At 64.2% G+C, this 26598-nt stretch carries 27 protein-coding genes; 16 read left to right on the forward strand and 11 right to left on the reverse strand.

The window, feature by feature from the left end; translation table 11 throughout:
• Positions 1–5 precede the first annotated feature (5 nt).
• The 8 genes from BH93_RS16995 (at position 6) to BH93_RS17030 (ending at position 8914) form a co-directional block, all read left to right on the forward strand.
• Complete coding sequence (locus BH93_RS16995; protein ID WP_052065648.1) at positions 6–1463, forward strand: condensation domain-containing protein; 1458 nt, start codon at positions 6–8, stop codon at positions 1461–1463.
• Entirely contained in the window at positions 1441–2814 is a 1374-nt protein-coding gene (locus tag BH93_RS17000) for a condensation domain-containing protein (RefSeq protein WP_037176418.1), read from the forward strand. Before BH93_RS16995 ends, BH93_RS17000 begins: the two co-directional genes overlap by 23 nt.
• Positions 2815–2936: 122 nt before the next feature.
• Positions 2937–3833 (forward strand): sulfurtransferase, encoded by an 897-nt coding sequence (locus BH93_RS17005; RefSeq protein WP_032404103.1) that lies wholly within the window; start codon positions 2937–2939, stop codon positions 3831–3833.
• Positions 3830–4243 (forward strand): SufE family protein, encoded by a 414-nt coding sequence (locus tag BH93_RS17010; RefSeq protein WP_032404102.1) that lies wholly within the window; start codon positions 3830–3832, stop codon positions 4241–4243. Before BH93_RS17005 ends, BH93_RS17010 begins: the two co-directional genes overlap by 4 nt.
• Before the next feature lie 122 nt (positions 4244–4365).
• Positions 4366–5835, forward strand: a complete 1470-nt coding sequence (locus tag BH93_RS17015) for a condensation domain-containing protein (RefSeq protein ID WP_037177040.1) — start codon at positions 4366–4368, stop codon at positions 5833–5835.
• Between the two features lie 110 nt (positions 5836–5945).
• Positions 5946–7739: an acetyl/propionyl/methylcrotonyl-CoA carboxylase subunit alpha gene (locus tag BH93_RS17020; RefSeq protein ID WP_037176419.1), complete on the forward strand. Its 1794-nt coding sequence runs from the start codon at positions 5946–5948 to the stop codon at positions 7737–7739.
• A 66-nt stretch (positions 7740–7805) separates the two neighbouring features.
• Positions 7806–8231, forward strand: coding sequence for a DUF1707 SHOCT-like domain-containing protein (locus tag BH93_RS17025; protein WP_037176740.1), 426 nt, complete (start codon positions 7806–7808; stop codon positions 8229–8231).
• Positions 8228–8914, forward strand: a complete 687-nt coding sequence (locus BH93_RS17030; RefSeq protein ID WP_037176738.1) for a haloacid dehalogenase type II — start codon at positions 8228–8230, stop codon at positions 8912–8914. The genes BH93_RS17025 and BH93_RS17030 overlap by 4 nt, the downstream gene beginning before the upstream one ends.
• Positions 8915–8923: 9 nt before the next feature.
• On the opposite strand, the gene BH93_RS17035 is transcribed toward BH93_RS17030, so the two are convergent.
• The 4 genes from BH93_RS17035 to BH93_RS17050 are packed head-to-tail and all read right to left on the reverse strand — an operon-like array spanning position 8924 to position 11054.
• On the reverse strand, positions 8924–9487 hold the full coding sequence (locus tag BH93_RS17035) for an AAA family ATPase (RefSeq protein WP_052065730.1): 564 nt from the start codon (positions 9485–9487) through the stop codon (positions 8924–8926).
• Positions 9484–9960, reverse strand: coding sequence for a DUF2306 domain-containing protein (locus BH93_RS17040; protein ID WP_052065727.1), 477 nt, complete (start codon positions 9958–9960; stop codon positions 9484–9486). Before BH93_RS17040 ends, BH93_RS17035 begins: the two co-directional genes overlap by 4 nt.
• Before the next feature lie 27 nt (positions 9961–9987).
• Positions 9988–10623, reverse strand: coding sequence for a class I SAM-dependent DNA methyltransferase (locus BH93_RS17045; RefSeq protein WP_037176736.1), 636 nt, complete (start codon positions 10621–10623; stop codon positions 9988–9990).
• A gap of 29 nt (positions 10624–10652) precedes the next feature.
• Positions 10653–11054, reverse strand: coding sequence for a VOC family protein (locus tag BH93_RS17050; protein ID WP_037176734.1), 402 nt, complete (start codon positions 11052–11054; stop codon positions 10653–10655).
• A 166-nt stretch (positions 11055–11220) separates the two neighbouring features.
• On the opposite strand from BH93_RS17050, the gene BH93_RS17055 reads away from it, so the two are divergent.
• Complete coding sequence (locus BH93_RS17055) at positions 11221–11727, forward strand: alpha/beta hydrolase (protein ID WP_165712737.1); 507 nt, start codon at positions 11221–11223, stop codon at positions 11725–11727.
• A 56-nt stretch (positions 11728–11783) separates the two neighbouring features.
• Here the strand turns inward: BH93_RS17055 and BH93_RS17060 are convergent, their stop codons facing one another.
• Positions 11784–12320 carry a nucleotidyltransferase family protein gene (locus tag BH93_RS17060; RefSeq protein ID WP_037177126.1) on the reverse strand — a complete coding sequence of 179 codons (537 nt, stop codon included), beginning with the start codon at positions 12318–12320 and terminating at the stop codon, positions 11784–11786.
• A gap of 175 nt (positions 12321–12495) precedes the next feature.
• Here BH93_RS17060 and uraD (BH93_RS17065) point away from each other — a divergent pair, with 175 nt between their 5' ends.
• The 4 genes from uraD (BH93_RS17065) to pucL all read left to right on the forward strand — a co-directional run bounded on the left by uraD (BH93_RS17065) (position 12496) and on the right by pucL (position 16159).
• Positions 12496–14400, forward strand: a complete 1905-nt coding sequence (uraD, locus tag BH93_RS17065) for a 2-oxo-4-hydroxy-4-carboxy-5-ureidoimidazoline decarboxylase (protein WP_037176731.1) — start codon at positions 12496–12498, stop codon at positions 14398–14400.
• Between the two features lie 67 nt (positions 14401–14467).
• Positions 14468–14914 (forward strand): 2-oxo-4-hydroxy-4-carboxy-5-ureidoimidazoline decarboxylase, encoded by a 447-nt coding sequence (uraD, locus tag BH93_RS17070; RefSeq protein ID WP_052065725.1) that lies wholly within the window; start codon positions 14468–14470, stop codon positions 14912–14914.
• On the forward strand, positions 14911–15237 hold the full coding sequence (gene uraH / locus BH93_RS17075) for a hydroxyisourate hydrolase (protein ID WP_037176728.1): 327 nt from the start codon (positions 14911–14913) through the stop codon (positions 15235–15237). The genes uraD (BH93_RS17070) and uraH overlap by 4 nt, the downstream gene beginning before the upstream one ends.
• A 1-nt stretch (position 15238) precedes the next feature.
• Positions 15239–16159, forward strand: coding sequence for a factor-independent urate hydroxylase (gene pucL / locus BH93_RS17080; protein ID WP_037176726.1), 921 nt, complete (start codon positions 15239–15241; stop codon positions 16157–16159).
• A gap of 10 nt (positions 16160–16169) precedes the next feature.
• Here pucL and BH93_RS17085 read toward each other — a convergent pair whose 3' ends face one another.
• A complete protein-coding gene (locus BH93_RS17085) occupies positions 16170–16802 on the reverse strand; it encodes a DUF2461 domain-containing protein (RefSeq protein ID WP_037176724.1) in 633 nt (210 codons plus the stop codon).
• Between the two features lie 9 nt (positions 16803–16811).
• Positions 16812–18404, reverse strand: a complete 1593-nt coding sequence (locus tag BH93_RS17090) for a PucR family transcriptional regulator (protein WP_037177125.1) — start codon at positions 18402–18404, stop codon at positions 16812–16814.
• A 175-nt stretch (positions 18405–18579) separates the two neighbouring features.
• Here BH93_RS17090 and BH93_RS17095 point away from each other — a divergent pair, with 175 nt between their 5' ends.
• Together BH93_RS17095 and BH93_RS17100 are read left to right on the forward strand one after the other, a co-directional pair.
• Positions 18580–19392, forward strand: a complete 813-nt coding sequence (locus BH93_RS17095; protein WP_037176722.1) for an FAD binding domain-containing protein — start codon at positions 18580–18582, stop codon at positions 19390–19392.
• Positions 19389–22103, forward strand: coding sequence for a molybdopterin-dependent oxidoreductase (locus BH93_RS17100; RefSeq protein ID WP_037176720.1), 2715 nt, complete (start codon positions 19389–19391; stop codon positions 22101–22103). The genes BH93_RS17095 and BH93_RS17100 overlap by 4 nt, the downstream gene beginning before the upstream one ends.
• On the opposite strand, the gene BH93_RS17105 is transcribed toward BH93_RS17100, so the two are convergent.
• The 3 genes from BH93_RS17105 to BH93_RS17115 form a co-directional block, all read right to left on the reverse strand.
• A complete protein-coding gene (locus BH93_RS17105; RefSeq protein ID WP_032376860.1) occupies positions 22075–22512 on the reverse strand; it encodes an Lrp/AsnC family transcriptional regulator in 438 nt (145 codons plus the stop codon). The genes BH93_RS17100 and BH93_RS17105 overlap by 29 nt on opposite strands.
• Before the next feature lie 98 nt (positions 22513–22610).
• The gene (locus BH93_RS17110; RefSeq protein ID WP_037176718.1) at positions 22611–23321 is read right to left on the reverse strand and encodes a CPBP family intramembrane glutamic endopeptidase; all 711 of its coding nucleotides are present in this window, start codon (positions 23319–23321) and stop codon (positions 22611–22613) included.
• Positions 23321–24505, reverse strand: a complete 1185-nt coding sequence (locus BH93_RS17115; RefSeq protein WP_037176716.1) for an NAD(P)H-binding protein — start codon at positions 24503–24505, stop codon at positions 23321–23323. Before BH93_RS17115 ends, BH93_RS17110 begins: the two co-directional genes overlap by 1 nt.
• Positions 24506–24559: 54 nt before the next feature.
• Here BH93_RS17115 and BH93_RS17120 point away from each other — a divergent pair, with 54 nt between their 5' ends.
• Complete coding sequence (locus BH93_RS17120) at positions 24560–25162, forward strand: hypothetical protein (protein WP_032376857.1); 603 nt, start codon at positions 24560–24562, stop codon at positions 25160–25162.
• Between the two features lie 3 nt (positions 25163–25165).
• Here the strand turns inward: BH93_RS17120 and BH93_RS17125 are convergent, their stop codons facing one another.
• A complete protein-coding gene (locus BH93_RS17125; RefSeq protein ID WP_037176714.1) occupies positions 25166–26284 on the reverse strand; it encodes an acyl-CoA dehydrogenase family protein in 1119 nt (372 codons plus the stop codon).
• Positions 26285–26598 lie beyond the last annotated feature (314 nt).

Here is a 26598-nt window from a genome sequence, read left to right on the forward strand (position 1 = left end):
CAACGATGATCATCACCGCCATGGGCAGCTGGAATCCTGCACCGGGCCGTCTGCTCGAGTGGCATCCGACACCGGCTGCCCAGGCGAGAGCCGCAACGGCACCGGTCGATGCGACTCCGCCCTCGTTCCTTCAGGAAGACCATCTGAAGGCCGCATGGGCAGCGCGGCAGCGCAATGATGTTCATACCGCGTACACCGGGGTGGCCACCGAGATCGACGGCGACGTGGACACCGCTGCGATGAGCAGAGCCCTTGCGACCTACGTTCTGCGGCACGAGGGCCTTCGCTGCTGGTTCGAGGTGGAGAGCACCGGTGTCGTACGCCACCTCGCGGAACCCGAGGTCGCCGAATTCGAGGTCCTGGACGCCGGCGAGTCGACGGACGACGATGAGTTCCAACGCTATGTGCGGCAGCGCTTCGGGGCCGAGGCAACCGCAGATGTCTGGCCCGGATTCGTGCTCGGCGTCGTGTCGAGGCCGGGGAGCTTCACGTTGTACTACGGCGCGGATCACGCCTTCACCGATGGCGGTTCGCAGGCGTTGGTCATCAGCGAACTCGCCGATCTGTACGCGCTCGAGATCGGCGACCCGGCACCGAAGCCGGCAGACGCAGGCAGCCACCTCGCCTACGCCGCAGAGGAGCGAGCGCGAGCCTCGACATACGGGCCCGACTCCCCCGAAATCTCCGCCTGGCGAGACATTTTCACCCGGCACGACGGCTTGATGCCACGATTCCCACTCGATCTGGGACTCGCGCCAGGGGAACGAGCCCCGGTCCGTATCGTCGAACGCCATCTGTTGGACGCAGGCGCGACGGCGGCGTTCGACGCCGCATGCAAGGCCGCTGGGGCCCGGATGAGCAGCGGCATATTCGCCGCCGTTGCGATCACCGATTTCGAGCTGGCAGGCACTGCAGAGTATTTCGGGATCACCGTGCTGAGCACCCGCCACCACGGCGACTACGGACAGTCTCAGGGTTGGTTCGTCAATTTCGCGCCGGTCGCGTTCGAGGTGGCGGGCAACGGAAAATTCTCCGATGTCGCGCCACTGGCTCACTCGGGTTTCGAGCAGGCCAAGCAGATCGCGGAGGCACCCGTGCACGCCGTACTGGGTGCACTCGCTGCGGACGGGACCTTGGGCAGCGAGCTCGCGGTCAGCCCGAACATGCTCTCCTACATCGACTTTCGCTGGTTTCCTGGAGTCGGACGGGACGCGGACACGCGAGCGAAACATTTCACCGGAGAAGGCTCGACATCGAACGCATCGATGTGGATCAACCGAGACGAAGAGCACCTGTACCTGGTAGCGCAGACCCCCGATACCGATACCGCTGCCGCATCGGTACAGCGTTATCACTCGCATTTGGCGAACGTGCTCGAAACCATTGCACGCGAGGGTGATTACACGCTCTCGCTCGACCACCTCGTCCAGGAGCCGGCCGGTGCAGGTCACCTCGATCACTGAGTACGCCCCTCGGGCAGGTGCCCTGGTCGAATTCTCTGCACACGTCGTCGGCGATCCGGAGCCGTCGTCGATTCCGCCGTCGTTCAACCAGCGGTTTCACCTGGGCGACCTCGGCGAGGCCGAACGCGTGTGGATCGCCGGGGCGTTCGACGTGCCGGGCAGCCTCGATGTCGATGCACTCGGGTGGGCCTTCGGGTACCTGATCGACCGCCACGACACGCTGCGCAGCTCCTTCGTTTCCACGACAACCGGTATCGAACGGATGCTCTACGGTCCGGGTGCGATCGAGATGGAACACACCGCCCGATCTGCCTTCCACTCGACACCCACGCTCCGTGACCACCTCCGGACCTCACTCGAACTGCACTGCGATGCAAGGCGATTCCCGTCGTACACCTGTTTCGGAATCGATCGACCCGACACCTCCACGGTGTTGTGCGCATTCGACCACGTCAACGTGGACGCCATGTCGATAGCGGTCGTCGTCGACGAGATCCACGCCCTGTACGACGCCTACCGCCGCTGCCCCTCGAACCCGAAGGTCGATCTATCTCCCGTCGGTGGTTTCGTCGAGTACTGCCGCATCGAAGCCACCGAGCCACTCGTGAACCCCGCGGACGAACGCATGGCGGCGTGGTCGAACTTTCTCCTCGAGTGCGGCGGCACAACGCCGAGGTTCCCGTTCGATCTCGGAGTGGCAGAGGGTGAAACAGCCGTGCAGGCCACGACGGTGAACACGCTGCTCGACGCCTCGCAGACTCTCGACTTCGAGCACCTCTGCGCCCGATCCGGTGCCGGGATGTTCGCCGGAGTCGTCGCGGCGATCGCGCAGGCAGTTGCCTGCAACGGTGGGCCGGATCAGGTGCCCTTCCTGTTCCCCCTGCACACCCGACACCGTCCGCAGTTCTCACGTGCACTCGGGTGGTTCACCACCAACGCCCCGATGACCGTGCCCGTCCGAGCCGACCTACCCGACACGATCCGCGCCGCTCACAACGCGTTTCGCTCGGCTCTCCCGCTCAGCACCGTTCCGATCCCGCAGGTTCTGGCCAACCTCGGGGACGCATTCACGCTGACGCGACAGGACGTGTTCATGGTGTCGTACATCGACTACACCAAAGCCGAGGGACACGAACGGTTCGACGAGTCCAATGCACATCACATCAGCAACGCGACAGTGTCCGACGATGCCCAGTTCTGGATCTCCCGCACCCGATCGGGCCTGGCATTGCGATCGCGCTTCCCCGATACCGCGGTGGCGCGCGCGGTGATGACCGCGTTCGTCGACGAACTCGTCACTCTGATGCGTGCGTCCACGGCGAACGCAGACATCGGTGCGCTGACGACCTGACCGCGCGCCGATCCGCAGGCTCCACTGGCACCTCTCGGCGGCGATACCGCATAGGATCGACCGTGCAGACCGCTCACCCCCGGGCGGGCCGCCAGACGAATATCTTCCGTAGGAGCCGATACGTGCCTGTACCAACCGATTCCAACGCAACGTACGCCGACTATGCGCATCCGGATCGACTCGTATCGAACGAATGGCTCTCCGCTCATCTCGGTACCCCGGGCCTTCGAGTCGTCGAATCCGACGAGGACGTGTTGCTCTACGACGTCGGCCACATCCCCGGTGCGGTCAAGATCGACTGGCATCTGGACCTCAACGACCCGGTCACCCGCGACTACATCGATGGCGAGCAGTTCGCGAAACTGATGAGCCGCAAGGGCATTTCGCGAGACGACACCATCGTCGTCTACGGCGACAAGAGCAACTGGTGGGCTGCCTACGCGCTGTGGGTGTTCACGCTGTTCGGTCATCAGGACGTGCGTCTGCTCGACGGTGGGCGCGACGCCTGGCTGTCCGAAAACCGTGACACCACTCTGGACGTGCCCGAGTACCCGGCAACGGACTACCCCGTGATCGAACGCAACGACGCGCCCATTCGCGCGTTCGCGTCCGACGTGCTCGGCTCACTCGGTACCGTGCCGCTGATCGACGTGCGCTCCCCCGCCGAGTACACCGGAGAACGCACCCACATGCCCGATTACCCGGAAGAAGGTGCCTTGCGCGGCGGTCACATTCCCACCGCCGTCAGCATTCCCTGGGCCAAGGCGGCCGCACCGGATGGACGCTTCCGCTCCCGCAAGGAATTGGACGAGATCTACGCCGGTACCTCCGCAACCGACGACGTGATCGCGTACTGCCGCATCGGTGAGAGGTCGAGCCACACCTGGTTCGTTCTGACCCATCTGCTGGGTTACGACTCGGTCCGCAACTACGACGGCTCGTGGACCGAATGGGGCAACGCCGTTCGAGTTCCGATCGCCAAGGGCGAGGAGCCCGGATCGGCACCGGCCACTCGATGAGCGCGCTTCCGGAATCACTCGCCGAGATAGTCGAGGACTTCGCCGCAGTGGAGGGACAGGACAAACTACAGCTGCTGCTGGAGTTCAGTCGAGAACTTCCTCCCCTGCCGGAGCACCTGGCTCAGGACGCGATGGAGCCGGTGCCGGAGTGCCAGTCGCCGCTGTTCCTGTCGGTCGATGCCGGCGACCCGTCCCGGATTCGTCTGTACTTCAGCGCCCCGCCCGAAGCCCCGACCACCCGCGGCTTCGCCTCGATCCTCGCTCAGGGACTCGACGGTCTCAGCGCGCAGCAGATTCTCGATGTACCGGACGACTTCTACTCGGCTCTCGGCCTGAGTGACGCGGTCAGCCCGTTGCGCCTGCGCGGGATGTCGGCGATGTTGGCTCGAATCAAGCGGCACCTGCGCTGACTGCGCACGCCGCTGTCGTCTTGATCGATACATCACGTGATCGGTAGACTCGTCGTACGAGCGTCGATGCTCTATTCACCCTCACCCCCGATGTGGTCGAACGAAGGCTGGTTGCTGCCGACATGGAGTTCACGGAGTTAGCGGACTACGCGGTTCCCGCAGGCACGCTCACCGAGTGGATACCCAGCGTCGGCCCGCAGGCCCGCACTCCTGAGGCCGCAGGGTGGCGTCCGGATACTCGACCGACGTCCTACGTCCACGAGGCGCACCTTCGTACGAGTCTGAGCAGCCCCCGTCGCGGAAGAGAATCGTGGCTCGGTGCGGCCTTCGAGGTCGCAGGCCCACTGAACAAGCCGGCATTCCGACAAGCGGTTCTCAACTGGATCGACCGGCACGAAGCAATGCGGTCGAGTGCGTCGATCGACGAGACGACGGGCGAGATGTCGCGGGTGACCGCCGCCGAGGGAGCCATCGACATCTGGCAGGTGGAGCAGGAGCGGTGCAGCCAGTCGAGTGAGGTCTTCGAGCACCTGCAATATCTGTTCGACGAGTTCACCTCACCGCTGATCTGGCCCGCGTACGCCTTCGTCACTCTCGAACCACTCGACGACACTCGTCCGATCACCGTGTTCTTCGCGGCCGATCATTCGATCATCGACGGTCTGTCCACGGTCCTGGTCGCGCACGAGATCGCTGCCCTGTACGGAGAGGCACTGGGTGGCCCGGCTGCCGCTCTGTTCGAGGCCGGCAGTTACCTCGATTTCGGTTCCTCCGAACGCGAGCGTCACGCCGAACTCGAGCATTCTCACGACGCGGTGAGAATGTGGCGCGAGTTCCTGGTCGACGGCGATGGCGAATTACCTGCGTTTCCGCTCGACATCGGCGATCCGAGCGCGGAGGACGTGCCGCAAGGCGGTCTGTCGGCGTGGGTGCTCGACGCCGAGCAGGCCGACTCGTTCTCGACGGCCTGCCGAAAGACAGGACACAGCCTGTTCGCCGGACTGCTCGCGGTCCTGGCCATCACCGGTGCCGAGCTGGGCGGCGGTACTCGCTTCCGCACGGTCACTCCGGTGCACACCCGCGACGAACCTCAGTGGGCATCCGCGCTGGGATGGTTCGTCGGGTTGTGCCCCATCTCCTTCGACATCGACGGTGACGATTCGTTCGGTTCGGTGATCGCAGCCGCCTCGGCGGAGGTGAAGAAGACCAAACCGATCGCCCGCGTTCCTCTCGATCGGGTGTTCACCACTCTCGGATACTCCGCCCGCCCACGTTTCGTCGTCTCGTTCATGGACGTGCGGTTTGCGCCTGCCGCCGAGCACTGGCCGGACTGGAATGCCCGTGCGCTGCGCAGCAAGCAGTACCAACACGACGTGTACGTGTGGATCAACCGCACCCCGCAGGGGATCAATATCGCCGCTCGGTACCCCAACACCGAACAGGCGACGGCACGGGTTCACGAGTACGTCGGCGCACTGCGCAGGCTGCTGACCGAGGTTGCGGACACCGGTACCGCCCGAATCCCCGGCACCGCCCCCGAGCCGTTCCATGACGGCAACATCGACAGCGGCCGGATCGCTACCAGCCAGTAGCCCCTGTCCACTCGGCGTGGCGGTGCAGTCCGATTGCAGCGACGACGGGGCCGGTGCTTAGACTCCGACGTGACGTTCGCAACGAGAAAAATACATCCGTAGGAGGCTCAGTGCCCAGCCATGCCAGTGCTCAGATCACCAAGGTTCTTGTTGCCAATCGTGGTGAGATCGCGGTGCGGGTGATCCGGGCGGCTGCTGATGCCGGGTTGGCCAGTGTCGCTGTCTACGCCGAACCCGACGCCGATGCCCCCTTCGTCCGCCTCGCCGACGAAGCATTCGCCCTCGGTGGGCAGTCCTCGGCCGAATCCTATTTGGTGATCGACAAAATTTTGGATGCCGCCGCCAAGTCCGGCGCCGACGCCATCCACCCCGGCTACGGATTCCTCTCCGAGAACGCCGACTTCGCGGGGGCCGTGATCGACGCCGGCCTGATCTGGATCGGACCCTCCCCACAGTCCATCCGCGACCTCGGCGACAAGGTCACCGCCCGCCACATCGCCGCCCGCGCCAAAGCACCGTCGGTCCCGGGCACGTCCGAGCCGGTGAAAGACGCCGACGAAATTTTGGCGTTCGTCGACGAACACGGCCTGCCGATCGCGATCAAAGCCGCGTTCGGTGGCGGCGGCCGCGGCATGAAAGTCGCCCGCACCCGCGAGGAAATCCCCGAACTGTTCGACTCCGCCACCCGCGAAGCCGTCGCCGCATTCGGGCGCGGGGAATGCTTCGTCGAACGCTACCTCGACAAACCACGCCACGTCGAAGCGCAGGTCATCGCCGACCAGCACGGCAACGTCATCGTCGCCGGCACCCGCGACTGCTCCCTGCAACGCCGCTTCCAGAAACTCGTCGAAGAAGCCCCCGCCCCGTTCCTCACCGACGCCCAACGCAAAGAAATCCACTCCAGCGCCAAAGCCATCTGCCTCGAAGCCGGCTACTACGGCGCCGGAACCGTCGAATACCTCGTCGGCCAAGACGGACTCGTCTCGTTCCTGGAAGTCAACACCCGCCTGCAGGTCGAGCATCCCGTCACCGAGGAAACCTCCGGCATCGACCTGGTGCTGCAACAGTTCCGCATCGCCAACGGTGAAGAACTGACCATCACCGACGATCCCGAACCGCGGGGGCATTCGTTCGAGTTCCGGATCAACGGCGAAGACGCCGGCCGCGGGTTCCTGCCCGCCCCCGGACCGGTCACCACGTTCACCGCCCCCTCCGGCCCCGGTGTCCGCGTCGACTCCGGTGTCGAATCCGGCTCGGTGATCGGTGGCCAGTTCGATTCGATGCTCGCCAAACTCATCGTCACCGGAGCCACCCGCGAGGAAGCATTGGCCCGTTCGCGTCGGGCACTGGCCGAATTCACCGTCGAAGGCCTGGCGACAGTGATCCCGTTCCACGCCGCGGTGGTCTCCGACCCGGCGTTCATCGGCGACGGCGACTCCTTCTCGGTGCACACCCGCTGGATCGAAACCGAATGGGACAACCAGGTTCCCCCGTTCACCGCCGGGCAACCGATCGACGACGACGAGGTCCTGCCGCGGCAGTCCGTCGTCGTCGAGGTCGGTGGCCGCCGCGTCGAGGTCTCACTGCCCGGGGAACTGTCCCTCGGCAGCAACGGAGGTGGGCCTGCCGGAGCGGTGCGGCGTAAACCCAAGCCGCGTACCCGAGGCGGAGCCGGCGCGGGAGCAGCGTCCGGTGATGCGGTGACCGCACCGATGCAGGGCACCGTGGTCAAGGTCGCCGTCACCGAAGGCCAAACCGTCGACGCCGGGGACCTCATCGCCGTCCTGGAAGCGATGAAAATGGAAAACCCCGTCACCGCCCACAAAGGCGGCACCATCACCGGCCTGAGCGTCACCGCAGGCGACGCCATCACCCAAGGCACCGTCCTCACAGAAATCAAATAACGACATATCGGTAGCGATGCGAAGTTCGGCTCATATCCAGGCCTTGGATAGCGTTACCCTGTAGCGATGTCCGAGCTTCCGGAAATTCGTATCGGTACTGCTGATCGGGAAAAGGCGCTCGACGCGCTGAGCCTGCACTTCAGCGAGGGTCGCCTCACCGTCCCCGAGTTCGACGAGCGCAGCGCCACTATCGCGTCCGCCACGACGCGCGGGGAGCTCGACACGGTATTCGTCGACCTCCCCGCCGCGTCGACGCCGTCGCACACGCCTGCTCGGCCTGGGCAGTCGCCTGCTCCGGCCGAGACCGGTAGCGGCCTCGATTGGCGTGCAGTGATCATGCCGCTGGTCATCTTCGGTTCGTTGGCGTTGTTCTTCCTCACCGATTTCGAGAGCAAGTGGCTCTTCTTCCTCCTCATCCCGCTCGCCGGTGCACTGTTGTCCGCAGGCGGACACTCGAAGAGCCCGAAGAAAAAGAAGAAGAGGGAGCGTTGAAGGCTCTCCTGTTCGATGTGTTCGGCACCGTCGCCGACTGGCGTACCAGCATCGCTCGCGACGTCCGAACTCAGTGCGGGCCGGATGTCGACAGCTATTCCTTCGCCGACCGCTGGCGCAGCATGTACCAGCCCGCGATGGAAGAGGTTCGGTCCGGTCGCAGGCCCTTCACCCGGCTCGATGTACTGCATCTGGAATCGCTCCGAGTCGTCCTGTCGGAGTTCGACATTCGGCTGGCCGAGGATCGCATTGCCGAGTTGAATCAGGCGTGGCACCGATTGGATCCCTGGCCGGATTCGGTCCCCGGACTCACCCGGCTTCGCACCGAGTTCATCATCGCCCCGCTCTCGAACGGGAATATCTCACTGCTGCTCGACATGGCCAAGAACGCCGGACTGCCGTGGGATGCAATCCTCGGCGCAGAACCGGTCCGGGCGTACAAGCCCACCCCCGACGCCTACGTGCGTACCGCCGATATTCTGGGCCTCGAGCCGAGCGAATGCATGATGGTGGCCGCGCACAACAGCGATCTCGTCGCGGCAGCCGACTGCGGGTTCGCAACGGCGTTCGTCGCGCGTCCGCTCGAACACGGACCGGGCCAGACTGCCGACCTCGTTGCGGAATCGGACTGGACATACAGCGTCGACTCGATCGAGTCTCTCGCAACGCAATTGGGCTGCTGACTGCACCTGTCACGTCAGCGGAATCAGCTGGTGCGCAATCCAGGCGTCCACGTCCCTGTGTGACTCGAACCGTACGATCGTCAACTCCGGACGCCGGAGGCTGACGTGACACACTCTCTCCGCAGTCCGAGGGTACGTACGCCATGCCCATCGGATGATGTGGTCACGGTCGAAGAAAATGCGGTGCAACGGCGGCTCGACGTTACCGTTCCACAGTTCGCGCCTGCCGAACCGTCGACGCAATGTCCGAATCACGATCTGCCGCATCACCGTTCGACGCGGCAGGTCGAGCCACAACATCAGCTGCGCGCGATCGACGAGACGATCGCGCACCACACTGTACTGCCACTCGGTGACCCAGGCCGGGCGTGCGATGAACTCCTCCACGTCGGACTCGAAAGTCGCCCGCGGCGTCCAATTCGGCCCGTGATAGAGGCTGTCGATCTCGATGTGTTCGATTCCCAGAACCGATCCGAGACGAGCAGACAGCGTGGTCTTGCCGGAACCGGACGTCCCCGCAACGACGATCCTCGAGGGGCTACGTGGAACTGCATCGTTCGGTCCGAGAATCACGGAGACGACGGTAGCGAACCGTGGGTACCGATAGGGCGTCGACTGCGCCGAATGATTGCCACGATCCCGACCATCAGGGGCAGCTGCAGAACTACGATGGCGTTGAGAGCGTCGTTCGGAAGCGGCAGGTAGTCGAAGAACTGGGCCGTTCCGGTCACGATGAGCACCAGGTAGGACAGCTGCATCGACAGCATGTGTCGCCGCACCCAACCCGCTCGAGAGCGCCCGAACACGGGCTGCCACCAGCCGCACAGCACAAGGGCACCGGTCAGCACAGACACTACGTGAAACACGCTCCAGCCGTCCCGGAGGTCGGTGACGAAGAACGACGAGGCGACCATCACCAGCAGCGCGAACCCGTACATCCGTCCCCAATGCCGGTGACGCGGCGTCCCTTTGCGCGCGAGCAGAATCACGGCACCGAGCAGAACCGACAGCAGCGCGGCCGATATGTGGAGCACCGTGAAGGGCATCGGCCACCACCTTTCGCGGTCTCGACGCTACCGGTCGTCGCGTCTCGCGGTGTTCGCTTTGCGTGCCATCAGATACGCCTGCGGGGTGGGCTCGTATCCCACCGCGGCCCGGTGCACTCGAACGTCCACCGCGAAATTCGCATCGACGAGATCGGCCACGATCGCATCGGGGTCGAGTCGATAGGCGTCGTACGAAACCGAGTGTCCGTAGACCTGTTCGAGCCGTACTCGCTCGTTGCCGGATTGGAACGCGATCAGCAGCAATCCCCCCGGTGTCAACACTCTGTTCAATTCGGCGAATATTGCCGGCAGGTGCTCGAGAGGAGTGTGGATGATCGAATACCAGGCAACGATCCCGGCAACCGAACAGTCCGCCGCAGCCAACGACTCCATGGATCCGACGCGGAATGTCAGATGTGGGAATTCGCGTCGAGCAACCTCGACCATGTTCGGCGACAGGTCGATTCCGGTCACGTCCAGGCCCAGCTGATGCAGGTGCTCGGTGATGCGGCCGGAGCCACAACCGACCTCGAGAACCTCGCCACCCAGCACCCGGTCGGCAAACGTCGCCAAGAGACCGAGCTCGAGATGCCGACCGTCGAGTTCGTGACGAACGAGGTCCGCGTAACTCTCGGCAACAGTGTCGTAGGCGGTTCTCGTCATCGAAACATGCTGTTGCTCGGCCACGATCGCTACGGTACCGGCTCACCCTGCGTGGTCAGGTACGAGTGCGTCAGCATCTCGAAGAAGTGCCCGGTGGGGTCACGGAAATACACTCCGCGGCCACCGTGCCCGGTGTTGACCGTTCCTGGTTCGGTCATTCGGGGGTCGGCCCAGTGTTCGACATCGTTGTCCGACAGCCTGGCGTAGGCCTCGTCGAACAGGTCCTCGCTTACCCGAAAAGCGTAGTGCTGGAACTGAATGTCTTCCACCGGTGGTTCGGCGAACTGGATCAGCGTGCCGTCGGTGAGTTGCACGTTGACGAACGGCCCCCACGACCGAGCCTCGGGTAAGGCGAACAGTTCACGAAAGAACGCCGCCGATGCAGAACTGTTCTTCGCAGGAATGATGGTGTGATCGAACGAGATGGACAACCGCTGCCTCCTGGGCAGTACGACGCCTCCATGCCTGACGCAGTCCGTCATCGACACGCGACGCTGCCGTCGACAATTCCAGGTGCGGCGGTCCGGGTCAACCGGTGATTTTGCGGTGGCCGGTGGGTCTTCTTCGTATGACCGATCTCGAGGAAAGGGAAGCATCGTGGTTCGTCGACTTCTGTTCGTTCATGGTGCCGGCGGATTCGTCGACGACGCGGAGCTCGCGCACGGGTTGGCCGGGGCTCTGCGTCTCGACCTTCGTATGCCGGAGCTGTCCGACACAGACATGGGTTTCGAGGACTGGGCCGAACCGATTCGGCAGCACCTGGACCGGCTCGGACCGGAGGATTCGGTGATTGCGCATTCCTTCGGCGCGTCGATCCTCGTCAGGGTCCTGGCAGAACGTCGCCGGGATCGGCCCGTCCGGGCTGCTCTACTGGCGATGCCGGACTGGACTCCGCGTGGGTGGGACGTCGCCGACTACGCGTTCACCGACCCTGAGCCCGAGACCGACCTGACACTCGTCCACTGCCGGGACGACGACGTGGTTCCCATTGCTCACCTGGCGCTGAACTCGACGGCTCTGCCGTCGGCGAGAGTCATCGAGTTCCCGACCGGTGGTCATCAGTTCGACGGCATGATCGAGGCGATCGCCGCTGACTGGGCGTAGCACCCCGGTCGTGCGCGTTTTGCGTAGTCAGAGGTACGCAAAACGCGCACGACAGGTTACTGGTAATCGTGGTCGATTCCCGTTGCCCACTGCGAGCATTCGACGGCACTGACGTCGTCGCGGCCTTTCAGGAAGCCCCGGGCACCGAAATCGCCCGACGCCGATGCCACGGCCGCCTCGAAATGATGCCGCGCCAAGACGACCGGATGACCTGGGCGGCCGTCGAACACGGCTCTCGCGAGACCGGTTTCCCGCGCAGCATCGAGAACTGCCCGCACCACCTCGGCTCCGACGTCCGGGGTATCGACCACGTGCACCACTGCGTAGTTCGCGTCCGACGCCGCCGTCAGCCCGGCCTCGAACGACGCGCTCATTCCCTGTTCCCACCGGGGTGCATGCACGGCGATCGCGCCGTCGGGGACAGGGGCATCGGCCGCGCCCAGCACCACGATCACGCGGTCACAGCCGCCGTCATGCAATGCCTGCACTGCCGTACGAAGCCACAGCCCGTCGTGGGCGAGAACCTTGGGCGATCCGTATCGCGTTCCGGCACCGGCGGCGAGCAGCACTCCGACGGCAAGGTCCGACACGATCGCTCCCTTCACTGTTGGGTGGAGTCTTGGATGTTCGCACAACGTCCACGTCGAGTACGCCTCGAAGTTTGTGCGCGCTCGACTAGCGAGGATAGGCGTGATGGCTGATTCTTAGTGCACTTATCCTGCAGCGTCGCAGGAATCCTGCCCTGTTGCTTCCGCGAGGTGCCCACCCATGTCCGTCACGCCCACCACACGCAAACGTGTCCATCCTGTCGATGAAGTTCTTCCTGTTCCGAAACTTGCCGCGTACGGGTTCCAACACGTCGTTGCGTTCTATGCCGGTGCCGTGCTCGTGCCGATCATCATCGGCAGCGCGATCGGCCTGACGAACGAACAATTGATCCACCTGATCAATGCCGATCTGTTCACCTGCGGCATCGCGTCGATCATTCAGTCGGTCGGATTCTGGAAGATCGGTGTCCGCCTACCGCTGCTGCAAGGTGTGACGTTCGCCGGTGTCTCACCGGTGATCGCAATCGCGATGGCGAACGGCGGCGGCACCGAGGGGTTGCTGTACGTCTACGGTGCCGTCATCGTCGCCGGTCTCGTCACGTTCTTCATGGCGCCGTACTTCAGTAAGCTGCTGCGCTTCTTCCCACCGGTGGTGACCGGTACCGTCATCACGATCATCGGTGTGGCGCTCCTCCCGGTGGCCGTCAACGATGCGGTGACCAATCCCGCTACTCACGAACAGGACCCGACCAACGGTCGGTGGATGGCGTACGCGATCGGCACACTGCTGATCATCGTGTTGATCCAACGGTTCTTCAAGGGATTCATGGCCACCATCGCCGTACTCCTTGGCCTCGTCATCGGCAGCGCGGTCGCATTCGTGTTGGGAGACATGAACTTCGACGGCACCTCGGACGCATCGTGGGTCGGTTTCACGCAACCTTTCCTGTTCGGTGTGCCCAAATTCAGTGTCCTCGCCATCATTTCGATGATCGTCGTCATGCTGATCATCGCCGTCGAAACCACCGGCAGTGTGTATGCGACGGGTGAGATCGTCGGCAAGCGCATCAAGAAGGACGACATCGCAGCGACTCTGCGCGCGGACGGAGTGGCCACCGTCATCGGCGGTACGTTCAACTCGTTCCCCTACACGGCCTTCTCGGAGAACGTCGGCCTGGTGCGCCTGACCGGTGTGCGCAGCCGCTGGGTGGTGGCCACGGCAGGCGGCATCATGATTCTGCTGGGCCTGCTACCCAAAACGGCAGCCGTCGTGGCATCCATCCCGCCGCCGGTGCTCGGCGGAGCCGCGCTCGCTCTGTTCGCGACCGTCGCCGTGGTCGGAATCCAGACCCTGTCGAAGGTGGATTTCACCGATCACCGCAACCTGATCATCGTCGCCACGAGCCTCGGGCTCGCGATGCTCGTGACCATTCAACCGTCGGTCTCCGAAGGCGTGCCCGCTTGGCTGGAGATGTTGTTCGGCAGCGGCATCGTCCTCGGCGCGGTCTCCGCGATCGTGCTCAACGTGCTGTTCTTCCACATCGGCAACCGCGGTCAGGCCGTCGCCGGCGGTCCGGGTAAGGGCATCACCCTCGACAAGGTCAACGAGATGTCCGCCGAGGACTTCGCTGCCACGTTCGGCGGCTTGGTGCAGGGCACTCCGTGGGTTGTCGAGCGCGCCTACCAGCAGCGGCCTTTCGCCGATGCTCACGGTCTGCGAGAGGCCTTCCAGGAGGCACTGTTGGCCGGCACCACAGAGGAACAGATCGAGCTGATCAACAGCTACCCCGATCTCGGCAGTGAGGACGCCACCGGCACCCTCAATGCCGCAGATCACGTCGGCCTGTCCAACCTGGAAGAGGACGAGCACGACAACATCGTCCAACTCGCCGCCGAATACCGCCAACACTTCGGCTTCCCGCTGGTGATCTGCGCGCGGGAGACCGAACGCTACGATCGAGTCCTGGCCAACGGCTGGTCTCGCGTCGAGAATGCGCCGTCGGCAGAGCGGTCGTTCGCGATGATCGAGATAGCCAAGATCGCGAACTACCGATTCGACGATCTCGTGGCCGATGCCAACCCGATCGCGGCCGCGCGGTTCGGTCGCATCAACGACTTCAGATAGCGAGCGCGAGTTGCTACACGAATGGATAGGGCTCGACGGGTTCAACCGGCTCAGTGATCGGCAGGCGATGCATGCACTCTACGAGTGCTGCGCGTCGTCGATCTGGGCCCGTCGAGTCGCCCAGGGCCGTCCCTTCAGCAGTCGAGATCTGCTGTTGGACAGGGCGGATCGAGTGCTCGCCGAGCTACCCGAGGCCGAGATCGATCATGCGCTCGACGGTCATCCCCGCATCGGCGGAAAGGCCGACAACCCGTCGTCGAAGCGCGAGCAGGCCGCGGTGACGACCGCGGGTACCGAGGTGCGCGAGAAGTTGGCGGCGGGCAACAGAACGTACGAGGACAAGTTCGGTCACGTCTACCTGGTGTGCGCCACCGGCAGGTCCGCGGAGGACCTGCTCGCTATCCTCGAGGAGAGGCTCGACAACGATGCCGAAACCGAAAGACGGGTGCTCCGCGTGGAACTGGCCAAGATCAATCGAATTCGCCTCGGCCGCATGCTGGGTCCGGAGCAGTGACCGGGCTGTCCACACACGTGCTCGATGCCACCTCGGGAACACCGGCGGTCGGGATGCGGGTGCGGTTGTTCCACCCCGAGAAGGGTGAGATCTCCACCGCCACCACCGATGGAGACGGACGCATCGGTGAAGTCGTACCCGGGCCGATCGATCGGGGCGTCTACCGCCTCTCGTTCGACACGGGTGACTACTTCGAGGCCACATCGACACCGAGCTTCTACCCCGAGGTGTCCATCTCGTTCACCGTCACCGATCCCGATGCGCACTACCACGTGCCTTTGCTGTTGTCCCCCTTCGCTTATTCGACCTATCGCGGGAGCTGACATGACCGACCTGACCGGCAAGATCGTCCTCGGATCCAATCAGTACGGCAAGGCGGAGAACCGCGTGGTGCGGATCTATCGAGACTCTCCACGGCACGAAATTCACGACATCAACGTCTCGAGCGCGCTGCGCGGCAACTTCTCCCCCGCGCATCTGGTGGGTGATCAGTCCAACGTGCTGCCCACCGACACCCAGAAGCAGACCGCGTACGCCTATGCCAAGACCAAGGGCCTACTGCACCTCGAGAGTTACGGCCTCGATCTGGCTCGCCACTACGTGGACGACGTCGAGCCCGTCGACGGTGCCCGCATCGAGCTCGAGGAGTATGCCTGGGCTCGAGTGGTCGTCGACGGCGTCGAGCACGATCACACCTGGACGCGCAAGGGCGAGGAGATCCGCACGTCGGCAGTGACCGTCGAAGGCAAGGGCGATGCCCAGCGCACGTGGGTGATCAGCGGCTTCAAGGAGATGGTGATCCTCAAGTCGACGGGTTCGGAGTTCCACGGCTTCCTCGAGGACGACCTGACCGTTCTCGAGCCCACCACCGACCGGGTCATGGCGACGTCACTGACGGCGCAATGGCGTTACACCACAACCGATGTCGAGTGGGACGCGGTGTACGCGGGTGTGAAGGCCGCGATGATCGAAAGGTTCGCCAATCTGCAGTCCTTGGCGCTGCAGCAGACGTTGTACGCCATGGGTGAGGCAGTGCTGGAGAAGTATCCGTTCATCGCCGAGATCTCGATGTCGGCACCGAACAAGCACCACTTCCTGTACGACCTCGGTAAGTTCGACATCGAGAACAACCTCGAGGTGTTCAATGCCGACGATCGTCCGTACGGTCTGATTCAGGCGACGGTCGAACGCGAGGATGCCCCGGATGCCGGAAGTGCCTGGCGGACATACTCTGTCGTCGGATAGAGCGCTCCGCTCACGTGTGCAGTGCAGCAGACCACTCCACCAAGGGAGTCAGGGCACGCCAGGCGTCGCGCACCTTCGTCGCGGCTTTCGGTGTCTTCAGCCACTCGGGTGAACCGAAGTGTCTACCGGCGGTGAGCGACTTGTGCCGGAGAAGGTCGATGCGTGGGTGATCGATCTCGAATCCGCGCGGCTTGGTCTTGAGCGTGTCGCCGCCGATCTCGTAGCCGGCCTTGGTCAGCGCCGCGATGATTCGTTCGAGTTCGGCCCCGCGCACATCGTCGTCCACGGTGCGGCGGTAGCGGGCGATGCCCTCGGTGGAGCTGTTGTAGAAGCCGCCCGCGACGAACAGCCCGGCGGGGTCGATCTGCACGTAGTAGCCCAGACTGTCACCGCGAGCGACGAATCCACCCTGATGGGTCTTGTAGGGTGTTTTGTCCTTGGAGAATCGGACATCGCGGTACGGGCGGAACACCTTGGCGTTGCCGAACTCCGGTTCGAGAGTCGCCAGCAGCGCCGTCATCGGTCCTTTGACCGCGTTGTCGTAGACATCTTTGTGTTCGTTCCACCAGAGCTTGCTGTTGTCGGCCTCGAGGTCCTCGTAGAAGTCCAGCGCAGCGAAAGGGATTCCGGTGAAGCCTGTCATTCCTCGATCTTATGCCGCTCCCGTGGCCGACGACCGAGGGATGGATTGCAGAGCGAGGTAGACGTCCAGTCTGTCCTCAGTGGAGCCCAGGTCGCGGCCGAGTAGTTCCTCGACCCGCTTGATTCGATACCGGACGGTGTTGAGGTGCACATGCAACGAGTCGGCGGTTCGGTTCCACGATCCGCCGGTGGCAAGAAACTCACGAAGTGTGTCGACCAGACCGGCGTCGGCGCGCCGGTCGTAGTCGAGCAGGGGCGCCAGAACATGCTCGACGAAAGATCGACGCACGTCGTCGGGCAGTGCCGACAGCATCGACACCGCCGAGGTCAGCTGCGCACCGGTGGTGACAGTGACGGGGCCGGTCCCCTGCCTGCTCATGTCGAGGGCGTGCCGGGCCGAACGCAGCGCGCCGTCGATGGTGAGACCGGTGGCCTCCGAGCTGACGCCCACGAGCAGGCGGCTGCGCCCGATGCCGGAACCCAAGCGGGACAATCGGGTTCGGAGGGTCTGCGCGATGTACGGATCCTCGGTGTTCACGATCGCGACGATGTCGCCGTGTGTGCTGGCACCGACGCAGCCGCCGCCGAAGGAGGTCAGAGTGTCGCTGAGCACTGTCCGCAACATCTCGCGCAGATCGACTTTGCCGCTGTGCACGATTCTGATGACGACCAGCGGACGGTCCGGATCGACGGCTGCCTGCCGCAGCCGAGTCAACGCCTCGGGCCTGCTGCTGTCGGCTTCGATCAATGCCACTGCCTGGTCTGCTATTTCGCGCCGGACCAGCCGTCCTTCCTCGCGTCGAGCACGATCGAGGGCGGCGATGGCTGCCAGCTGACCGAACGCGTCGGAGATCGCGGGAAGGAACGTGTCCATGTCTCCCGCCACCGCGAGGAACCACCGCGTGGTTCTCTGCGCGAGCGACGGGCCGATCCCGAAGATGCTGTACGGCTCGCCGTCGCTGAGAGTCGTTGTCGTGGGTAGTCTTTCGGAGGACAGCGCGGCGTGTGTCAACGTGTCGACGTCGGCATCGGAGAACGCGACGACCTCGGCCACCAGCCGGCGCCCGGTAGCGGTGAAGATCAGGCATGCCATTCCAGTTTCCCTGGAGGTGTGCAGGGCCAGCTCGTCGAGGGCCCTACCGTCTGCGACCGCGGTGAGCAGTTGGCGGTGCCGAACGAGGGAGCTGTTGAGCGACGCGATTCGATCACCGGTGACTCGCCCGACGAGGAACTCGGTGACCTCGCCGAACGAGACATTGTCGGGTACGGCGAGCAAGGGCAGTCCGTGCCGCTCGCATGCGTCGATCAGATCCCGCGGGATGTGGCCGAGCAATCCCTCCCCCGCCGCCAACGCCGAGGCCCCGGATTCTGCGACAGCCCGGACGAACACCTCGCTGTCGGCCGGCGTACGACGCCACACGAGGCCGGTGATGACCAACTCACCGCCGGCGATGTAACGCGACGGATCCGGCAGATCGGTGGTGTAGGTCCACCGCAACGTGCGCCCGAGAGCGTCCGGGTCGGAGGTGAGCAATCGGATGCAGAGCCCTGTGGCGTCGAGCAAGTCCTTGACCAGCACTGTTGCCCTCCCCCGGCTCGGCATTGCTGCGCTCGTTCGAGGCAACAGTAGGTGTGTGTTGTTTCCGCCGAGTTTCGGACGGATCGCCGGACCACCGCAGATCGGTAACAGAAACTCACTAGAGTTCGAGGTGACACATCGGGTGGTGGACCTGCCGGCGCGGTGGACACTCCCGGCGAGGATGAGGTGAACGAAGACCATGGATCTCGGCACTGTCGACAACATTCTGCTTCCCAGCTCCCGCGCGGATCTGCCGCCGGGGCGCAAGGACACCGCAGTGCTCGCAGGTGGTACCTGGCTGTTCTCCGAGAAGCAGGATCATCTGAGCACCCTCGTCGATGTCACCGCCTTGGGCTGGGAGCCGTTGACGGTCACCGAGGCCGGACTCGAGATCGCCGCCACGTGCACGATCGAGACGCTGGCTCGATTCGAATCGCCTTGGCCTGCCGCCGCACTGTTTCCTCGCTGTGCCGCAGCACTGTTGGCCTCGTTCAAGATCTGGAAGACCGCCACCGTCGGTGGCAACATCGCTTTGGCCCTACCTGCCGGTGCGATGATCTCGGTCACCGCAGCTCTCGACGGCATCGGGCAGGTGTGGTCGGCAGACGGTCCCGAACACGACTACGACATCGCGATCGACGAATTGATCACCGGGCCGCATACCAATGCCCTTCGTCCTGGAGATGTGTTGCGCAGCATTGCGATTCCACGGCATGCACTCGAGGCGAGGACCGCGATGCGCAAGCTCGCACTGTCACCGCTCGGCCGGTCGGCCGCGGTGGTGATCGGCCGAGTCGACGCCGGCGGCACGTTCGTGCTGACGGTCAGCGCATCGACCGTCCGCCCGTTCGTACTTCGCTTCCCGGCTCCGCCGACGTCCGACGAACTCGACGACGCGCTGGCCGAGACGATCCGCCCCGAGCACTGGTACGACGACCCCCACGGTGCGCCGGACTGGCGTCGACACATCAGTTGTACTGCAGCCCAGCAGATTCGCGAGGAGTTGTCATGATCGTCGACATCAACGGTGTACCGACCGACGTCAGCCCGCGGCCGGGCCAGTGCCTACGAACCATGCTGCGCGAGCACGAACATTTCGAGGTGAAGAAAGGCTGCGACGCAGGCGATTGCGGAGCATGTTCGGTTCTCGTCGACGGTGAGCCGGTGCATTCGTGCATCTTCCCCGCATTCCGCGCCGAGAACCGATCCGTGACCACCGTTTCCGGGCTCGGCACCCCGGACGACCTGCATCCAATGCAGAGCCGCTTCGTCGAAGCCGCCGGCTTCCAGTGTGGTTTCTGCACGGCAGGAATGGTCGTCACCGCATCGACCCTGACCGAGAACGACATGGACGAACTCCCCGAGCGACTGAAGGGAAATCTGTGTCGCTGCACCGGGTACCGGGCGATAGCCGACGCAGTCTGTGGTGTGGTGAACACCGAGAAAGCCGTCGACGGACCGGCCTGCGGGCGGTCCGTCGCTGCGCCGGCCAGCACCCGGATCGTCACCGGAACCGAGCCTTACACCCTCGATCACTCACCCCAGGGGCTCCTGCACGCCACGGTGCTCGGCAGCCCCCATGCGCATGCGCGCATCGTCGCCATCGACGTCACTGCCGCGGAGCGGGTGCCAGGGGTTGTGCTTGTGCTCACCGCGAAAGACAGCCCCACGACCGCATTTTCGACGGCACGCCACGATCGACGCGTCGACGATCCCGACGACACCCACGTGCTCGACACCGTCGTGCGCTTCATCGGCCAGCGGGTAGCGATCGTGGTCGCAGATTCGGTCGCTGCCGCGGAGGAAGGGTGCCGCGCCCTCGCCGTCGAGTACGACGTGCTGCCCGCAGTGTTCGATCCCGAATCCGCGCTCGAACCCGGTGCGCCGAAGATCCACGGCGACAAGGATGCGACGGCTCGCATTGCGGATCCGTCACGAAATCTGGTGGCAGAGTTGCACGGTAGCACCGGGGACGTCGATGCCGCGGTCCGTGATGCGGCGGCGGTGATCACCGGGCGGTGGACGACGCAGCGGGTACAACACGTGCACCTGGAGACCCACGGCACCATCGGCTGGCTGGACGAGACCGGAAGGTTGAATCTGCGCACCAGCACCCAGGTTCCCTTTCTGGTACGCGACGAGATCTGCCAGATCTTCGGCCTTCCGCGCGATCGGGTGCGGGTGTTCACCGCCCGTGTCGGCGGTGGCTTCGGCGGCAAGCAGGAGTTGCTGACCGAGGACGTCGTGGCGCTGGCCGTGCTCCGCACCGGTCGCCCCGTGCAATTCGAGTTCACGCGGACCGACGAGTTCACGGTGTCACCGTGTCGTCACCCGTTCCGGGTCGACGTCACCGCTGCCGCGAGTGCCGACGGCACGTTGACCGCGTTGTCGATCGACGTTCTCACCGATGCCGGGGCCTACGGCAATCACAGTGCCGGAGTGATGTTCCACGGGTGCGGCGAGTCCGTCGCGATCTACCGGTGCGCCAACAAACGGGTCGATGCGAAGACCGTCTACACCAACAACATTCCGTCCGGAGCATTCCGTGGCTATGGACTGGGACAGGTGATGTTCGCGATCGAATCGGCGATGGACGATCTCGCGAGGGAGCTCGACGTCGATCCGTTCGAGTTTCGCCGACGCAACGTGATCGTCCCCGGCGACGACATCGTCGCCGCGCATCTCGAGGAGGACGACCTGCAGTTCGGAAGCTACGGCCTCGATCAGTGCATCGACCTCGCCGAGGCAGCCCTGCGACGCGGCAACGGTGAGCATGCGCCGACGGGATGGAAGGTCGGCGAAGGGATGGCGGTGGCCATGATCGCGACCATTCCACCACGCGGCCATCGCGCCGAGACGTCGGTGGCGTTACTGCCCGAGGGTCGGTACGAGATACGTGTCGGAACAGCGGAATTCGGCAACGGGACCACTACCGTGCACACTCAGATCGCGGCGAGCGAGTTGGGCACGTCGGTCGATCGCATTCAGGTTCGTCAGTCCGACACCGACTCCACCACCTACGACACCGGTGCCTTCGGTTCGGCGGGCACGGTGGTGGCAGGCAAGGCTCTCTACGCGGCGGTCCGCGCACTGTCGGCACGGATTCTCGATGTCGCCGGAACCGTTACCGGACACCGGCACTCGGACTGCACATTGGGGCCCGAGGGCGTGCGGTGCGGCGATCGGTTCGTCACCCTCGACGACATCCTGGCGAAGGCGGGAGGCTCGCTGGTCACCGAGGGCAACAGCGGCGGGCTACCGCGATCTCTGGCGTTCAATGTCCAAGCTTTCCGGGTGGCGGTGGACGAGAACACCGGCACCGTGCAGATTCTGCACTCGGTCCAAAGCGCGGATGCAGGCACTGTGATGAACCCTCAGCAGTGCCGCGGCCAGGTCGAAGGTGGCGTTGCGCAGGCCATCGGCAGCGCACTGTACGAGGAGATCCGTACCGACGGTGCCGGTCTGGTCACCACCGATTCCATCCGGAGCTATCACGTTCCGCAGTTCGCGGATATTCCTCGGACGGAAGTACTGTTCGCCGACACGTACGACCGGTTGGGTCCGTTCGGTGCGAAGTCGATGAGCGAGTCTCCGTACAACCCGGTTGCTCCTGCTTTGGCAAACGCGGTCCGTGACGCTGTGGGGGCCAGACTGTACGACCTACCGCTGTCGTCGGACCGCGTGTGGCGGGCCGTCAGCGGTCGTAGAACGTCTGCAGAATGATGGTGCTGCGTGTCTGCACGTTGGCGGTGGCCCTGATCTCCTGCAGTAGGCGCTCGAGTGCACGGGGCGACTCGACCCGCACCAACAGCACGTAGCTCTCCTCGCCTGCAACGGAGTGGCACGATTCGATGGCCGAGAGGTGCTTCAGTCTGGCGGGAGCGTCGTCGGGTTGCGCCGGGTCGATGGGAGTGATGGCGACGAATGCCGACAACGGCCGCCCCAGGGCTTCCGGATCGACCTGGGCGGTGTAGCCACGGATCACGCGCCGCGACTCCAGCCGTCGGACTCTGGATTGGACGGCGGAAACGGACAGGGAGGCCTTCTCCGCCAGCGTCGCCAACGTGGCGCGGCCGTCGGACACCAGCTCGTCGATGATCAAGCGATCGACGCGATCGAGATTTTCACTCACCTGCGCAATGTAGCCCAGTTCAGGAAAGAATCAGCACGCAGGACCGTTTTTGCCGACCGACTCGGTGTTTGCGCCTCTTTCTGCTCGAACATCGGTGGTCACACGAACAGCGGCGGTAGAGCGAGAACCATGACCGCCGACCAACTGACGTGCGTGAGTATCGGTGCCAGGATTCCTCCCGATGCACGCCGTTGAAGACCCATCACGTACCCCAGCAGCACAGCGGCGAAGCCGAGCATCGGATTGCCGGACGCAAGAGTGGCGATCGCGTACACGACGGTCGAGATGATCACCGGGTTCTTCACGCCGATCGCCGAGTACAGCGCCCCACGGAAGAAGATCTCCTCCGCGACGCCGTTGAGCAGCGCGATGAAGACGATCAGAACCAGCGAGCCCACTCTGGCGTGTGCGAGCACGTTCTCGGTGAAGTCGGCCAGCGGCGGAATCTGCCGTACGACCAGGCCGCCGAGCATGAATACCCCGCCCACGGCGAGACCGATCAGGATGGGTGTGACGATCGGCCTACGGATCGAACCGCCGACCACGATGCGTCCCAGATGCAGGGGGCCCGAGAGCAGTCCGCCCACCGTCCACACCGCAGCGAGTACGAGCGTCAGTGCGTAGAACGACGGGTCGCCGGGCTCGACCTTGAGCGAAAAGTAGAGCACTGTGGCACCGATCACCAGCGTGATCATGACGATGATCCGGCGCTTGCGGAATGCTGCGTCGGATTCTTGGTGATCGCGCTCCACAGGATCGACCAACGCGGACTTCATCACGTTCAGCGCGGTCGTAGACCACGTTCCCATCACGCCTCCTCGGTATCGGTCAAGCGACGCACGGCCGATGTCACGCGTCGGTTCACACCGGCCACCACGTCCAGGTTGGTACGCACCGCTGCCGCCACCGGCTTCGAGGACAGCAATCGCCGCCCGCCGAGGGCTTCGATCAAGCCCCAGGTTCGATCCGAGGACGCTGCCACACCGCGGCGCCGGACTCCCAGGGCGTCGCCGCCGCTCCACGCCGCGTCCGTGTTCGCCAGCCGGAGCGGATCCTTCAGCGCACACACACCGGGAGGCTCACCCACCATGCCCCGCACACTACGGGCCATGGCATCCGAGATGGTGGTCAGACCATGTGGAGGGTCGGGAACGAGTTCACGAATACGGCTCTCCGACGTCGTCATCGTGTTGTGCAGCGACCCCACCAGATCCTCGGCGAGCCCGGCCGGAACCGGAATGATCCGGCCGATCACTTTGCCCGCGAGCGAGGTGGGCACGAACGGCACCGGGACCCCGACCCGTTGAAGACCGGCAGCTTCGACATACGCGAACACCAGATCGCGGTAAGGCACCACGTCCGGCCCACCGATGTCGTACGAGCCCGCCGGGACCTTCTCGCCGTCGGCGGACGCCACCAGATAGTTCAGCACGTCGTCGACGGCGATCGGCTGCACGGGCTCGGCGAGCCAGCTCGGCAGCGGCAGTACCGGCAAGCGATCGGCGAGGTAACGCAGCATTTCGTACGACGTCGAACCGGCACCCATGACGATGGCGGCTCGAAGCCAGACCAACTCGACGCCGTCCACCGTCAACGCTTCCCCCACGTCCGCGCGACTCGCAAGATGCTCGGAGAGGTGGTCGTCGTCGGGTACGAAGCCGCCCAGGTACACGATCCGCTGCACACCCGCCCGGGCCGCGGCCGCGGCGAACTGCTCCGCGGACCGTCGATCCTGCGCACGGTAGTCGGACTCACCGATGGCGTGCACCAGGTAGTACGCAACATCGATGTCGCCGGATTCTGCGAACGCAGCGGCACACGACTGCTGGTCGGTGACATCCAGGGACACTGCGGTGACGGAGTCGTAGAAGTCGAAGGTTCGCAGGTTGCGCGGCGTACGAGAACCGACTACGACGTCGGCACCGTCTGCCAGCAGAGCTGCCACCAGCCGCGACCCGATGTATCCGCTGGCACCGGTGACGAGGGCTCTCATGCTACGAGGCTAACGGCACTCGGGGCGTGGTGTCGGTGTGGCATTGTCGCTCCTATGGCTCTGGTGTTGGCAGGCGTGGTGCTCCCCGATCCACTCGGTACCGAAACGGTGCTCCGGCGCGGAGTCGCGGTGGCGCGGGTCGGTGTGAGCTGGATGATCACCACAACCGAATTCGCGCTTACCCTGCCCGGCCGAATCGAAGCACTGATGAACCACATAGAGACATTGATGACACGCATCGACCGGGTGATCGACTCGGCCGACGCTGTTGTCGCCAGCGTGCAGCGAACGACCGGTGCCGCCGACGAGGTCGTCGCATCGGCATCGGTCGCATCGCACACTGCGCTCGAGCTGATCGAACTGTTCGATCCCATCGCCAAGCAGGCCGAGCCCATGGCGCGGAGGTTCGTCGACAACCTGTCCGACGAAGAGGTCGACGCCGCCATCGCCATGGTCGATCAGTTACCCGGCCTTCTCGCTCACATGGAAGCTCTGCTCCCCATTCTCGCCACCCTCGACACGGTGTCCCCCGAGATTCACGAATTGCTGGGAGTCACCAAAGACGTCCGTCGCGCGGTGATCGGTATCCCCGGGTTCAAGTTCTTCCGAAACCGAGGCGAAGACAAGTTGAACGACGAAGAGCGCACCGAAGACTGACCACTACTTGACGAAGGCGAAATCTTCACCTGCGTGGAAACGTGCCAGGGTCTCCGAGATGGATCGCCGTGATGGCGGGTGAAAAGCGAACGCGTGCAATGCCGCTGCGACGTAAGCGATTTCGGGTGACTTGATGAAGCCGATCCCGCCGAGCGATTCGATGGCAGCCGAACTGCTACGGACCAGTGCGTCACGGATCGCAACGCGGTTGAACAACAGCTTCACCGAGATGTCCTGTCCGCGTTCACCTTCGTCGAAGGCGCGGGCCACGTTCTCGATAGCCGCCATGGACGCCTCGAGTTCGGCCGCCGCCCGAACGTAGCCCTCGTAGTCGCCCTTGTTCTGCTCGATCATCCGCTCGAGCAGTGAAGTCGCCGCACCGATGTAGTTGGCGGAGATCAACATGCCGAACCAGAGGTATCCGGTCATCTCGTGCACGCCATCGGGGTCGTCGTCCTTGTTGGGCAGGACCAGGCTCGCTGGCACTTCGACGTCTTCGAGCAGAACTTCTTCGCTCTGTGCGCCGGCCAGAATGTCGGTGGTCCAGAACGGCTTCACGCTCATACCCGGGAGGCTGGCCGGAATCAGGGCGACCGCGCGGTCACCGGAGTCGATCTCGACGCTGCAGGTCAGCAGATCCATCGAACGTGCCAGACTGCACGGCTTCTTGCTTCCGTTGACGACGTAGTTGTCGCCCTTCTTCACGGCCGTCATCGTCGGGATGAACACACTCCCGCCGGTGACGCCCTCGGAGAATCCGGACGCGACGATCGCCTTCTGTTCGACCAATCCCTTGATCAATGCTCGGTCGTCCTCGGTGGCACCGCGCGCGAACTCCGTCAGGGAAGCGAGTGACAGATGGTGCATCGTGGTTCCCGCGCCGAGAGACGGCGAGCGAGACCCGATGGCCCTCTGCGCCCGGACCGCGTCGATGGCCGGAGCGCCGAGACCGCCCAGTTCGCCCGGGACCACCAAACCGGTACCGCCGAACTCCCGAAACTTGTCGATCGCGTCCGATTCGCGCGACTCGAGTCGGTCCAGCGGGGTTGCGTCCAGATAGCTCAGCAAGCCGGGCATGTACTTCTCGAGCGTTTCCCTTTCGCGCACCATTAATCCGGTCACAGTTCATCTCCTTGTGTCACTAGTTGATTGTGTGCCACCAATTGATTGCAGCGACGACCGTTTGTACCATCACTTGATCGCGACAAAGCGGTCGAAGATATCCATACACAACGGTGGAGCAGGTGAATTCGCGCTGGCTACCAACATACCCTTCGACCTGCGGGGATAAACTAAAGATATCGTAAAATTTGCACACTCAAAAAGTACCCAGATCATTTTTTCGGGCTGATTTACCAACCCATTTCCGCTGCGAGTGGGTGTTTTTCAGCATCGAATATTCTTCCGCCGAATACCAATCGCATTCGCCGGCCGCT

It is taken from the genome of Rhodococcoides fascians A25f (assembly GCF_000760935.2).
Classification (GTDB): domain Bacteria; phylum Actinomycetota; class Actinomycetes; order Mycobacteriales; family Mycobacteriaceae; genus Rhodococcoides.